Origin of the sequence: Larsenimonas rhizosphaerae, assembly GCF_026240105.1 — a bacterium.
In the GTDB taxonomy this organism is placed as follows: domain Bacteria; phylum Pseudomonadota; class Gammaproteobacteria; order Pseudomonadales; family Halomonadaceae; genus Larsenimonas; species Larsenimonas rhizosphaerae.
Map to the genome: position 1 here is coordinate 738,518 of NZ_JAPIVE010000001.1, position 13,557 is coordinate 752,074.

A 13,557-nucleotide genomic window follows, 5' to 3' on the forward strand; every position below is an offset into this window, starting at 1 on the left:
CGGCCTTACCGTTGATCCCATGATATCGGGCCATGCCGGCCCACCGAGGCAGCCTGACGATGGCCGTACTGGCTGCCCATAAACAAGGGCGACAGCCTTGACCGGGGCTGGGGAGAGAGAGATGGCAGGACGTACCCTGTATGACAAGTTGTGGGACAGCCACCTGGTGCAGCAGCGCGACGATGGCACATCGCTTATTTATATCGATCGCCAACTGCTTCATGAAGTGACCTCGCCGCAGGCCTTTGAAGGTCTGCGCCTCGCAGGGCGCCGGCCGTGGCGGCTGGATTCCAACCTGGCTACGCCGGATCACAATGTGCCTACCACGCTCAAGGAGCGCAGTGTCGGCATTGGCGGGATCGAGGACGAAGTCTCTCGCATCCAGGTGCAGACCCTCGATGACAATTGCCGTTCCTTTGATATCGAGCAGTTTTCCATCAATGATGAGCGGCAGGGTATCGTGCACGTGGTCGGTCCCGAGCAGGGGGCAACACTGCCGGGAATGACCGTGGTCTGTGGTGACTCTCATACCGCCACGCACGGTGCCTTTGGCGCGTTGGCGCACGGTATCGGGACCTCCGAGGTTGAGCATGTGCTGGCTACCCAATGTCTGATTCAGCGCAAGATGAAAAACCTGCTGATTCAGGTCGATGGTGAGCTCGGTGAGCGCATCACTGCCAAGGACATCGTGCTGGCCGTGATTGCTCGTATCGGGACGGCGGGCGGTACAGGGTACGCGATTGAATTTGCCGGCTCGGCCATTCGCGGGTTGTCCATGGAAGGTCGCATGACCATTTGCAACATGGCCATTGAAGCCGGGGCACGTGTTGGTCTGGTAGGCGTGGATCAAACCACGATCGACTACGTCGCCAGGCGTCCGTTTGCACCGACCGAAGAACAGTGGGGGCAGGCGGTAGCTGCCTGGCAGGATCTGGTCTCGGACAAGGATGCCGTGTTTGACAAGGTCGTAACGCTTGATGCCAGTGAGATCGAGCCTCAGGTCAGCTGGGGAACCAGCCCTGAAATGGTTACTGGCATCAACGGTCAGGTGCCTGATCCGGCCTCCATCAGTGATGAGCCGCGTCGGCGCGGCATCGAGCGTGCGCTTGAATACATGGGGCTTCATGGTGGTCAGAACATCAAGGATATTCACCTTGATCGTGTATTCATCGGCTCCTGCACCAACTCGCGTATTGAGGATCTTCGTGCTGCCGCTGAAGTGGTCAGAGGGCATCATGTGTCCTCCAGCATCAAGCAGGCGATGGTGGTGCCGGGGTCGGGGCTGGTCAAGCGGATGGCCGAGCGTGAAGGGCTGGATACCATCTTCAAGCAGGCCGGCTTTGAATGGCGCGAGCCTGGTTGCTCCATGTGTCTGGCGATGAATGCTGACAAGCTTGGCGCGGGCGAGCACTGTGCCTCGACGTCGAACCGCAACTTTGAAGGGCGTCAGGGGTATGGCGGTCGGACGCATCTGGTGAGCCCTGCGATGGCTGCCGCCGCCGCGATTGCCGGTCATTTCGTGGATATTCGAGAGTGGTCCTTCAATCCGGACAGGGAGACAGCCTGATGAACAAGTTTGTACGCCATGACGGTCTTGTTGCACCGCTGAACCGGTCCAATGTTGATACTGACCTGATTATTCCAAAGCAGTTTCTGAAATCGATCAAGCGAACCGGCTTTGGCCCCAATCTGTTTGATGAACTGCGCTATCTGGACGAAGGCTTTCCGGGACAGGATGCGAGCAATCGTCCGAAAAACCCCGAGTTTGTCCTCAATCAGCCGCGTTACGAGGATGCCAGCATTCTGCTGACGCGAAGCAATTTCGGGTGTGGCAGCTCGCGTGAGCATGCCCCCTGGGCGCTGGAGGATTTCGGGTTCCGTGTCATCATTGCCCCAAGCTTTGCAGATATCTTTTTCAACAATGCCTTCAAGAACGGTCTCTTGTTGATCACGTTAAGCGAGGCGCAGGTCGAGTCGCTGATGAAGCAGGTTGAAGCCACACCGGGTTACCGGCTTGATATCGATCTTGCCGAGCAGGTCATCCATTGCCCGGATGGCACTACGCTGGCGTTCGAGGTGGATTCATTCCGCAAGTACTGCCTCGAAAACGGGCTGGATGACATTGGATTGACTCTTCAGCAGGCAGATGCGATCAAGCAGTTTGAAACCACCTACCGTCAGAACAACCCGTGGTTGTTTCGGGCGCCGGTCGCCTGATGTAATGAGTGCACATTGAACAGCCTCCGGACAGTGCCCCATTGCACTGTCCGTCAACCGTTAATGAGCGCATGGTGCGCTCATTTTTTATAGTCATGAGCAAGAGGCAAAGGAATGAGTCAGCATATTCTGGTACTTCCCGGCGACGGGATCGGCCCTGAAATTACCCGTGAAGCGGTCAGGGTACTGGAAGCCTGTCAGGCGCAGGGGCTCGATATCACCATCGAGCACGATATTGTAGGCGGTGCTGCCATTGACCGGCATGGCGTGCCACTGGCTGATGAAACCCTGGAGCGTGCCCGGCGTGCCCAGGCTATTCTGCTGGGGGCCGTTGGCGGGCCGAAGTGGGATACGATGGAAGATATCAGCAAGCGTCCTGAAAAGGGGCTGCTGGCTCTTCGCAAGGAGCTCAATCTCTTTGGTAACCTGCGCCCGGCGCTGCTGTATCCGCAACTGGCCGAGGCATCAAGCCTCAAACCGGAAGTGGTGTCAGGGCTGGATATCATGATTGTCCGTGAGCTGACCGGTGGTATTTACTTTGGTCAGCCGCGTGGGTTCGGCGAGCGCGAGGACGGCACGCGTTACGGTTACAACACCTATATCTATGATGAGAAGGAAGTCGAGCGGATCGGTCGAATTGCCTTTGACATGGCTGGCAAGCGTGGCGGCAGGCTGTGCAGCGTTGACAAGGCCAACGTGCTGGAGGCCACTATCCTGTGGCGTGAGGTCATGAATCGACTGGCTCCGGAATACCCGGAGGTCGAGCTGTCTCACATGTATGTCGACAACGCTGCCATGCAGCTGGTACGGGCACCGAAACAGTTCGACGTCATCGTCACCGGCAACATGTTCGGCGATATTCTGTCTGATGCGGCCGCCATGCTGACCGGCTCGATCGGCATGCTGCCCTCTGCATCGCTCAATGAGCATGGCTGCGGCATGTTCGAGCCCTGCCATGGCAGTGCTCCGGATATCGCCGGGCAGGGCCTGGCCAATCCACTGGCCACTATTCTTTCAGTGGCCATGATGCTTCGCTATTCACTGAATGCCCCGGCGATGGCGGATCGTATCGAGCGGGCCGTCGGGCGTGTACTGGATAATAACCTGCGTACGGCAGATATTGCGTATGACGGCACACGCCAGGTCACGACCCGGGAAATGGGTGATGCCGTGGTGGCTGCGTTTGAGCAGGACAGTCAGTAGAGAAGGCGCCGACGCTGATAACACCATTGACGAATAACAACGGGAGCAGGATATGTTAAGGACTGGATTTGTTGGCTGGCGCGGCATGGTAGGGTCCGTGCTGTTGCAGCGCATGCAGGAAGACGGTGATTTCAAGCACATCGAGCCGGTATTTTTCTCTACCTCCCAAGTGGGGGAGCCTGCGCCGGAGGTTGGAGTGGATGCTCCGCCATTGCAGGATGCCCACAGCATCGAAGCGCTTAAATCCCTCGACGTTATCATTACCTGCCAGGGTGGCGATTATACCTCCAGCATGTATCAGCCCCTGCGCGACAGCGGCTGGGATGGCTACTGGATCGACGCTGCCAGTACCCTGCGCATGGCCGATGACGCTGCCATCGTGCTGGATCCGGTCAATCGGAAGGTGATTGACCAGAAGTTGAGTGATGGCTGCAAGACCTTCTGTGGGGGCAACTGCACGGTCAGTCTGATGCTGATGGGGCTGGGAGGGTTGTTCGACGCCGGACTGATCGAGTGGATGACCTCCATGACCTATCAGGCTGCTTCCGGTTCCGGTGCGAAGAACATGCGTGAGCTGTTGTCACAGATGGGGCAACTTGGCGATGTGGTGCGCAGTGACCTGGCAAACCCCAGCGCGGCCATTCTGGACATTGATCGCAAGGTAACCGCTGCAATGCGGGGCAGTGACTTCCCGATCGATCATTTTGGTGCCCCGCTGGGCGGCAGTCTGCTGCCCTGGATCGACAAGAAAATGGATAACGGCCAGAGCAAGGAGGAATGGAAGGGGGGTGTGGAAACCAACCGCATTCTTGGCACGGGTGACCGCCCGATTCTGATCGACGGCTTGTGCGTGCGTGTTGGAGCCATGCGCTCTCACTCCCAGGCCTTCACTATCAAGTTGAACCGGGATGTGCCGATGGATGAAATCGAGGATCGCATTGCACGGCACAACGAGTGGGTCAGCGTCGTGGCCAACGACAAGGAAGATACCCTGTCTTCCCTGACGCCAGCCGCAGTGACCGGCACGCTGAATGTCCCTGTCGGTCGGTTGCGCAAGCTGGCCATGGGGGGAGAGTATCTGACGGCGTTCAGTGTGGGTGACCAGCTGCTGTGGGGCGCTGCCGAGCCGCTCAAACGAATGCTGATGGTGCTCAGGGAGCACAAGGGGCTTTAAGCCACTCAGTGTGCCTGCGGTACTGCGCCTCCTTCGGGAGGCGTTTTGGTATGCGATCCCGAACTCTGCTTACGGCCGCTGTGCGGCAGGCTATCAAGGATTGCCATGAACCATTTTGCAGGTCGCATGCTGCTTGTTTCGCTGCTTCTGTCGGCCTCCCCGGCATGGGCTCTTGGTGTGGGGGAGCCGCGTCTGAGTTCCTCCCTGAACATGCCTCTGGCTGCTGCATTACCACTGACAGACACCGGCAGCCTGACGGCTGATGACATCCATGTCGGCCTGGCCAGCGCTGCCCGCTTCAATGAGGCCGGTCTTGCTCGTACGGCACAAACCGATACGCTTGATTTTGCCGTGACCGGTGGGCCGGGGAATCTGCAGATTACTATTGCAGGGCGGGCGCCTCTGCGAGAGCCGGTGCTGGATACCGTGCTGGATATAAGCTGGCCCGGAGGGCAGCTTCAGCGTCATGTGGCGTTTCTGCCGGGCCTGAACCCGGAGGGTGTTCGGTCAGCATCGCTCCCTGCGCCATCTCCAGTGCCGGATGTCCGTGTGGCGCCCTGGCCGGTCACCGCCCAGGCGCGCAAGGGTGAGGATCTGGCCGCCGTCGCCGCTCGCCTTGCCAACGAACGCAGCGTGACGCCGGCGCAGATGCAGTGGGCACTCATGCAGGCCAACCCCTCGCTGTCCACCTTTGAACAACCTCTCAAGCGCTTTGGTCCGCTGGTTGTTCCGAGTGAAGGCAGTGTGCTCTCACAGCCGACTGCACAGGCACGGACAGGTCTTGCAGCTGCCTTGAAAAAAACACCGGCTGACGCCTCGCCTGTCCCTGATTTGCCGCTCGCCGGTGATGTGTCTGCCCGGCTGGATCAACTGGAAAGTCGCACGGCCCTGTTGGATGATCTCGCGACCTGGGGGGCCAGATTGTCCGAGTGGCAAAATCGCCTTCAGATAGTGGAGGCGCGCCAGGCAGAGGCGCGCGACTCACTTGAAGCGCTCGAAACCCGGCTGGCCGGAGAAGAGGCACGCCTCGGCAAGCGTCTCGATCAGCTTGCCTATCAACAGTCATCGTCTGTTTCTCAGCGTCTGGCCGAGCCTGATACCTCGCGGTGGAAGGTCGGTGACAGCATGCTGGCAGCCGGCGCGGTCTTTCTGGTCATTGCATTGAGCAGTTTGCTGGTTCTTCGACGTAGGCGCCGTATCAGCGAACAGAACGAGGACGTCGTGGAGCCTGTTATTCAGCAGGCACCCCATGCTCCTGAGCCTGTCACGCCGTCGCCCCGGCATGCAGCCTCTGAGCCGGTCGTAAATGCACCTGTAGTAGATGCTCTGAAGGTGGCAGCACCGCTTGACGCTGCAGCAGTCGAGGATGTCTTTGAAAAGGCGGTTGCTGACAGGGAGGTTTCCGGAAAGACGGAGCAGGCTACGCCCGAAACTACCGACAATGCCCCCGCGCCCTTCAGCACACCATCCCCGGCCATGCCTGAACTGGAGTTCACCATGGGCTCGGGGGCCAAAAAAGCAGAGGCTCCTCCTGAAAGCGAACAGCAGGATATCGTGGATATCTTTATTTCACATGGGCGTCTCGATGCAGCTCGTGAAATGCTGGAAGGTGAGCTGACGGGTACTGCAGGTCGGCCTCGAACGCGTCTTAAGCTGATGGAAGTGCTGGCAGCGCTGGGTCTAAGCGATGAGCTGGAACAGCATGCAGATGTACTTGCCACTCATGATGACGATGAGATACGAAAGCGCGCCATGGCATTGACCGGGCGTGATTTCATGGCAGGTGCGCCGCTGACGCTTGAAGGCGGTGATGGTGGACTTGCCGAATCATCGGTGATGGATACGGCCGGGTCATATGGTGAGTCTGATATTGTCGACAGCGATTCACCGACCTGGGCGCTGGAGGAGGTGGCATTTGATGGGCTTGATCAGGATAATGGCAGTCTTGCGGATACCGCCCCTGATGAGCGGTTGACCCGAGCCCATTTGCTCCTTGAGGAAGACAAGGCCGACGAGGCCATGGCCCTGTTGTTCGACGTCATGGATGACGGTGACCCGGCGTCAAGGGATGCTGCGCGTCACCTGCTGGAGCGTTACGAGACGAATTGATGCATGTCCCTGTTTGATTTTCTGGATGAAACCGCCCCGATGACGGGGCGTCTTGCGTTGGGCATTGAGTACAATGGCCAGCAATACATGGGCTGGCAACGTCTGCAGCATGGCCCATCCGTACAGGCAGCGCTTGAAAGGGCACTGTCTCGTATTGCTGCCGCGGAGGTGGAAGTGCTCAGCAGTGGTCGAACAGACTCGGGCGTGCACGCCACCCGGCAGATTGCCCATTTTGACGCCCCGTCTCCCCGGACTGAAAAAGCCTGGATGATGGGGGCAAACGCCATATTGCCGCGGGACATCACCATTCACTGGATTCGCGAAGTTCCCTCGGACTTTCACGCCCGCTTCAGTGCTCTTGGCCGGCGCTATCGGTATGTCATCTATAACCGCGCGTCGCCGCCGGCCCTTGAGCATGATCGCGTGACCTGGCATCGTACGCCGCTGGATCACGAGTTGATGCACCAGGCGGGACAGGCACTGGTTGGCGAGCATGATTTTTCCGCCTATCGGGCTTCCAGCTGTCAATCCGTCACTCCCTGGCGATTTCTGCACCATCTTGAGGTTAGCCGGCATGGGCCGCTGGTGGTGATCGATATTCAGGGAAATGCCTTTCTGCACCATATGGTACGCAATATTGCCGGTGTGCTGATGGCCATCGGCGACAGGAGTCGTCCGGTGGCCTGGGCCGAGGAAGTGCTGCAAGGGCGAGATCGGACGATAGGTGGCATCACGGCTCCGGCAGCCGGCCTTTATTTCATCGACAGCTGTTATGACGATTATTACGGTCTGCCTGCAGAACCGCTCGGCCCTTCATTTCTATGGCATACCGGTGAGTGGAGTGGTGAACGTGCAGTGCCCGTCAATGCCGTTACGCAACACAGGAGGCATTCATGAACCAGCGTTGTCGTATCAAGATCTGCGGATTGACGCGTCCCGAGGATGTGGATCACGCCGTGATGTCAGGGGCTGATGCGCTTGGATTTGTGCTGTGGCCGGGTAGTCGCAGAGCCATCGAGCCGGACACACTGCAAGCCCTGTCTGCCCGTGTCCCTCCTTTTGTAACGCGAGTAGGTCTGTTCGTGGACCAGTCGGCGGAGTTGATCGCCGCCTGTCTCCCGTTTCTCGATATGCTGCAGTTTCACGGCGATGAGCCGCCGGAGGCCTGTCGGCTTTATGGCCGTCCCTGGCTCAAGGCGCTGCGGATGAAGGACGACCTTGATGTCGAGGCCGCCATGGATCGATACCACCAGGCGCAGGGCATTCTGCTTGATGCCTATCGTCCGGGTGTGCCCGGGGGGACCGGTGAAGCCTTTGACTGGGCGCGAGTACCTGTCGCCGGTCGAGGGCGTATCGTGCTGGCAGGCGGGTTGACGGCGGATAATGTTGGCCTGGCCATCCGAACTGCGCACCCGTTTGCCGTGGATGTTTCAGGTGGTGTTGAACAGTCACCTGGTCAAAAGAGCGCCGAGCGCCTTGAAGGCTTTATTGATGCGGTCAGACAAGCCGAAATGGCACCATATTAGTGTATTTGAAATGCATGACGCCGCCCCTTGCGATAAACTCACGCCTTTGGTTATAGCCGCATGCGGCGTCGCTGTTTGGCAGCGTTATCTGATTATCAGGCATCCGGCATGTCCGGGTGTGACAGTTTGAATCTGAATACGGAATCCTTTGCGTTATGAGCTGGCTGGATAAAATTGTCCCGTCCATGGGACGTACGCAGCGCGCTGATCGCCGCAACAATATCCCGGATGGACTGTGGCACAAGTGCCCCAAATGTGAAGCTGTGCTGTATCGGCCCGAGCTCGAGCGTAACAGCCACGTTTGCCCGAAATGTGATCATCATCTGCGCCTGAACGCCCGCAAGCGTCTGGCCTGGTTTCTGGATGAAGATGGCCGGGACGAAGTGCTGACGGACCTCGAACCAGTGGATCGCCTGAAGTTTCGTGATTCGAAGAAGTACAAGGATCGTCTGGCCGCAGCCCAGAAAGGGACGGGCGAAAACGATGCTCTGATCGCCATGAAAGGCACGCTCAAGCAGCTCCCGGTGGTGACCGTAGCGTTCGAGTTCAATTTCATGGGGGGGTCCATGGGTAGTGTGGTCGGTGAAAAATTCGCACGTGCCGCCACCATCGCCCTTGAAGAGCAGCGTCCGTTGATCTGTTTTGCGGCCAGTGGCGGTGCTCGCATGCAGGAAGCCCTGTTCTCGCTGATGCAGATGGCCAAGACTTCTGCAGCACTTGAGCGCCTGCGCATGGCCGGTATTCCCTATATTTCCGTACTGACGGATCCGGTATTCGGCGGTGTGTCCGCGTCACTCGCCATGCTGGGTGATCTGAACGTGGCAGAGCCCAATGCCCTGATCGGCTTTGCCGGCCCGCGTGTCATTGAACAGACCGTGCGTGAAAAACTGCCGGAAGGCTTTCAGCGCAGTGAGTTTTTGCTGGAGCATGGCACGGTCGACATGATTGTGCATCGCAGTGAAATGCGCGATCGGCTTCATAATGTACTGAGCATCATGACCCATCAGCCCATGACGGCTCTCGATGACGAGCCCGTAGAACCCGTTGAGGCAGACCGGGCTGACGGCGACGTTTCTACGCCATCATGAGTAGTGGCCGGACGCTGGAACAGTGGTTGACGCTGCTTGAGCGCCGCCACCCGGTCGCCATAGACATGGGGCTGGACCGCATTCGTGTTGTTGCTGATCGGCTGGGCCTGACCGACAGGCCCATTGCCGATCGGGTGGTCACGGTGGCCGGTACCAATGGCAAGGGCTCTACCGTAGCAATGTTGAATGCGCTGGCAAGCCATCATGGTCTGCGTTGTGCGGTGTATACCTCTCCGCATCTTCTGCACTATAACGAGCGGATCAGGCTGTCGGATGGCCTGGTGCGTGATGCCGAGCTGGTGCGTGCCTTTGAAGCAATCGATGACGCCTGCGGCGAAACCTCCCTGACGTATTTCGAAGCCGGCACACTGGCAGCGCTTTGGTTGATTCAGCAGGATGCCCCCGATATAGCGGTGCTGGAAGTTGGCCTGGGTGGCCGGCTTGACGCCGTTAATCTGGTGGATGCCGATGTGGCCGTGGTCACTACCGTGGCACAGGATCATGCTGATTATCTTGGCAACGATCTTCAGAATATCGGCCGCGAAAAGGCCGGTATCATGCGTGCCGGCCGCCCGGCGGTGCTGGGCAGTGAGCATCTGCCGTCGTCCGTGGCCGCCCATGCAGAAGAGATTGGTGCCGTGCCGGTTTACTGTCTGGGACAGGACTTTCGCCGTACCGAGCCTGATGGCGAGTTTTGGCACTGGCAGGGGCGTGATACCGATGGAGAGCGTGTCGGGCTGAGCGATCTTCCTGACCCTGGACTGCCTCTGGATAATGCTGCGACTGCGCTTCAGGCTTTGATGCTGGCTGACGTTTCGCTGACGGCCAGTGCCGTCGAGCAGGCCTTCAAACAGGTGGAATTACCGGGGCGCATGCAGTGGCTGCATCGTGCCGGTCGTCAGTGGTGCCTGGATGTGGCACATAACCCTCATGCCGCCGGATATCTGGCGCAGCGGCTGTGCCAGCGTCCGCCCGGGCATCGCATCTGCATTCTTGCCATGCTGGGTGACAAGGATGCCGAGGGCGTTATTCGCGCCCTGATGCCGGTGGTGGACGAATGGAGAGTGGCTGGTCTGCCCGGTGAGCGTGCCCGCGACGCCGCCTCGCTTGCCCTGGAGGTTCAGCGGCTGGGTGGTCACGTGACAGCCTGCCACGAGACGCCGGGCAAGGCGGTCAGTAACGTGCTGGCGTCATCCGATCATCCATCGGCAGACGTTCTGGTGTGCGGGTCTTTTTTCACGGTGGCTGATGCACTTGCGGTCATGTCGACCTCGGTGTGAACGTCGCCGTACGATGAGTCGGATTTACTGGGCAAGGAGATATCATGAAATACGGGAAGCGTGAGCGCATCATTGGTGCAGTAGTGCTGGTGGCGCTGGCCGTTATCTTTCTTCCGATACTGTTCGATAAGCCGGACAGTGACAGCGGCGGGCCCGAGCCCACTCTGACCATCGAACAGCCGATCGATATGCCGGAGGATCAGAGCGTACCGGCCCCTCAACCGCCGCAGGACACCCAGGGCATTGACGCCGGTGTCAATACCGGTATGGCTGAAGGTGAGCCTGCGCCAGGTAATACGGATGATATGCCGCCACCTGACGCGATTCCCAGTGAACCTGTCCTTCCGGCGGATGAGGACAGTACGGAGACGTCCACGCCTTCGTCTCAGGCGTCTTCATCCTCACAGGCTTCCTCGTCCAGGCAGACGCCGCCTTCCTCAGGTCGTGAGCGTGCTCCGGCGGACAGGGAAAGCGCTGATGCCCGTGCGCGTCACAGTGCTGAAAACGACCCCATTCTTGAAGCCGCACGCAAGGGATCGGATGGTTCGGGTAATCCACCGTCAGCCGTCAGTGGCGGCGGCTGGGCGGTACAGTCCGGCAGCTTCAGTAATCCGGAGTATGCCAAGGGGCTGGCCGACAAGCTCAAAGGTAATCACTTCCCGGTCTATACCCTGGCACGCAACAATTTGACCGTCGTACTGGTTGGACCCTATGACAGCAGTGAGTCGGCAGAAAAGGCCAGCACTCAGTTACAACAGCAGGCCAATATCAAGGGGCTGGTCGTGCGTCGCAAGGATGACGAATGAGCTGGACCTGGATTGACTGGGCCTTTGCTGCGGTACTGCTGATCTCCGTACTTTCCGGCATGGCAAAGGGATTCATTCGCGAGGGGTTGGGCCTGCTGGCCTGGCTTGCTGCGCTTGTCGCTGCCAGAATGTTTGCCGGCCCGGCTGGCGAAATCTTTCGTGATTATGTCGCCAGTGCCAACATGCGCCTTGCGATCGGCTTCGTGATCGTGGTGTTTGTGGTCATTGTTGTCTCGGGCATGCTGATTCGCTTTCTTGATGCGGTCATTGAATGGGCCGGCATGGGGCGCTTCAATCGGTTGCTGGGAGCCCTGTTCGGGGCACTTCGTGGGGCTGCGGTGCTGGTGCTCATCTCCGCGGTAGTCGGGCTTACCCCATGGCGGGATGCGCCGGACTGGCAGCAGTCACAGCTTCGACCACTGGTCGGTCAGGCACGTGATGCGCTGATGGCGCACTGGGACAATTGGGAACAGGAAAACGCGGGTGATGTTCAGGCAACATCATCCACTGCTACTGACACATCCGGATAGGAATGTCGTCATGATCTATAAAGCGAGGGTGTACTGATGTGCGGTATTGTCGGCCTTATGGGCAACTCCATGGTCAATCAGGCGCTCTACGATGCGCTGACTGTGCTGCAACACCGCGGCCAGGACGCCGCCGGAATGATGACCTGGGATGATGGTCGCTTTTTTCTTCGCAAGAGCAATGGGCTGGTGCGGGATGTATTTCACACTCGTCACATGAAGCGCCTGCAGGGGAATATCGGTATCGGGCATGTTCGTTATCCCACTGCCGGTTCTTCTTCCGAAGCTGAATCCCAGCCGTTTTATGTCAATTCTCCCTATGGCATCACGCTGGTGCACAACGGCAACCTGACCAACTCGGATCAGTTGGTCAAGGAGCTGTTCAATACCGATCTACGCCACATCAATACACGCTCCGATTCGGAAGTCCTGTTGAATGTGTTTGCTCATGAGCTTGGCAAGCAGGGCCATCGCCTTGATGCCGAAGATGTGTTCGATGCCGTACGTCGGGTCCATCGTCGGTGCCGGGGTGGGTATGCTGCGGTTTCGATCATCAGTGACCTGGGCATGGTGGCCTTTCGCGATATCAATGGCATTCGTCCGGTTGTTGTCGGCAAGCGTTGTATCGAAGGTGGTCAGCCGGAATACATGATTGCGTCAGAATCCGTGGCGCTGGATGTGGCCGGGTTCGAACTGATTCGCGACCTTGCTCCGGGTGAAGCGGTCTTTATCAATAACGATCGCGAAATGTTCATGCAGCAATGCTCCGAATCGGCCCGGCTGCGGCCCTGCATCTTTGAATATGTATACCTTGCCCGCCCGGACTCCATCATGGACGGGGCCAACGTGTACGGGACCCGCATGCGGATGGGGCAGAAGCTGGCGCTGAAGGTGGAGCGTGAATGGCCTGACCACGATATCGACGTGGTGATCCCTATTCCGGATACCAGCCGTACCGCGGCGCTGGAGCTTGCCCAGTATCTGGGGGTGAAGTACCGGGAAGGCTTCGTCAAGAACCGCTACATCGGTCGTACCTTTATCATGCCGGGGCAGACGCAGCGCAAGAAGTCGGTGCGTCAGAAGCTCAATGCCATGGATGTCGAATTCGACGGCAAGAACGTGCTGCTGGTGGATGATTCGATTGTACGCGGCACAACCTGCCAGGAAATCATCCAGATGGCGCGTGAGGCCGGAGCCAAAAAGGTCTACTTTGCGTCGGCGGCCCCCGCAGTGCGTTACCCGAACGTCTATGGTATCGACATGCCGGTGGCCATGGAGCTGATTGGTCATGATCGCACCGACGAGGAGGTCTGTACGCTGATCGGGGCGGACCGCTTGATCTATCAGGACCTCGAAGACCTCAAGGATGCCTGTCGCGAGATCAATCCGGCTCTGGAAGCCTTTGACTGCTCCGTCTTCGATGGTCAGTACGTGACCGGTGATATCGATGGCGACTACCTGGCTCGGCTGGAAGCCGCGCGCAATGATGCTGCTCGACATGGCGGGTCCGTGAGCAGCGCCGTGGTCGAGATGCACAACGATATCGAAGAAGTCGAGTAATGGCTTTCCCCGTCGTCGCTACAGGGCGGCGACGGGCCAGGCCGGTCTTTGCATGGCAGTAACAAGG

General features: G+C 58.8%; 12 protein-coding genes. All 12 read left to right on the plus strand.

What is annotated here, in order from left to right:
• Positions 1 to 121 precede the first annotated feature (121 nt).
• A complete protein-coding gene (gene leuC, locus OQ287_RS03440) occupies positions 122 to 1,567 on the plus strand; it encodes a 3-isopropylmalate dehydratase large subunit (protein ID WP_265895590.1) in 1,446 nt (481 codons plus the stop codon).
• On the plus strand, positions 1,567 to 2,217 hold the full coding sequence (leuD, locus tag OQ287_RS03445; RefSeq protein ID WP_250936613.1) for a 3-isopropylmalate dehydratase small subunit: 651 nt from the start codon (positions 1,567 to 1,569) through the stop codon (positions 2,215 to 2,217). The genes leuC and leuD overlap by 1 nt, the downstream gene beginning before the upstream one ends.
• A gap of 114 nt (positions 2,218 to 2,331) precedes the next feature.
• Positions 2,332 to 3,420: a 3-isopropylmalate dehydrogenase gene (leuB, locus tag OQ287_RS03450; protein WP_250936614.1), complete on the plus strand. Its 1,089-nt coding sequence runs from the start codon at positions 2,332 to 2,334 to the stop codon at positions 3,418 to 3,420.
• A 52-nt stretch (positions 3,421 to 3,472) separates the two neighbouring features.
• Entirely contained in the window at positions 3,473 to 4,594 is a 1,122-nt protein-coding gene (gene asd / locus OQ287_RS03455) for an aspartate-semialdehyde dehydrogenase (protein WP_265895591.1), read from the plus strand.
• A 105-nt stretch (positions 4,595 to 4,699) separates the two neighbouring features.
• A complete protein-coding gene (locus OQ287_RS03460; RefSeq protein ID WP_265895592.1) occupies positions 4,700 to 6,703 on the plus strand; it encodes a type IV pilus assembly protein FimV in 2,004 nt (667 codons plus the stop codon).
• Positions 6,704 to 6,706: 3 nt separating this feature from the next.
• Positions 6,707 to 7,600 carry a tRNA pseudouridine(38-40) synthase TruA gene (gene truA / locus OQ287_RS03465; RefSeq protein WP_250936617.1) on the plus strand — a complete coding sequence of 298 codons (894 nt, stop codon included), beginning with the start codon at positions 6,707 to 6,709 and terminating at the stop codon, positions 7,598 to 7,600.
• On the plus strand, positions 7,597 to 8,229 hold the full coding sequence (locus OQ287_RS03470; RefSeq protein WP_265895593.1) for a phosphoribosylanthranilate isomerase: 633 nt from the start codon (positions 7,597 to 7,599) through the stop codon (positions 8,227 to 8,229). The genes truA and OQ287_RS03470 overlap by 4 nt, the downstream gene beginning before the upstream one ends.
• Positions 8,230 to 8,384: 155 nt before the next feature.
• On the plus strand, positions 8,385 to 9,317 hold the full coding sequence (accD, locus tag OQ287_RS03475) for an acetyl-CoA carboxylase, carboxyltransferase subunit beta (RefSeq protein ID WP_265895594.1): 933 nt from the start codon (positions 8,385 to 8,387) through the stop codon (positions 9,315 to 9,317).
• Entirely contained in the window at positions 9,314 to 10,597 is a 1,284-nt protein-coding gene (gene folC / locus OQ287_RS03480; RefSeq protein ID WP_265895595.1) for a bifunctional tetrahydrofolate synthase/dihydrofolate synthase, read from the plus strand. The genes accD and folC overlap by 4 nt, the downstream gene beginning before the upstream one ends.
• A gap of 44 nt (positions 10,598 to 10,641) precedes the next feature.
• Complete coding sequence (locus OQ287_RS03485; RefSeq protein ID WP_265895596.1) at positions 10,642 to 11,403, plus strand: SPOR domain-containing protein; 762 nt, start codon at positions 10,642 to 10,644, stop codon at positions 11,401 to 11,403.
• Positions 11,400 to 11,933, plus strand: coding sequence for a CvpA family protein (locus OQ287_RS03490; RefSeq protein WP_250936622.1), 534 nt, complete (start codon positions 11,400 to 11,402; stop codon positions 11,931 to 11,933). Before OQ287_RS03485 ends, OQ287_RS03490 begins: the two co-directional genes overlap by 4 nt.
• 36 nt (positions 11,934 to 11,969) lie before the next feature.
• Positions 11,970 to 13,490 (plus strand): amidophosphoribosyltransferase, encoded by a 1,521-nt coding sequence (purF, locus tag OQ287_RS03495; RefSeq protein WP_250936623.1) that lies wholly within the window; start codon positions 11,970 to 11,972, stop codon positions 13,488 to 13,490.
• Positions 13,491 to 13,557: the final 67 nt, after the last annotated feature.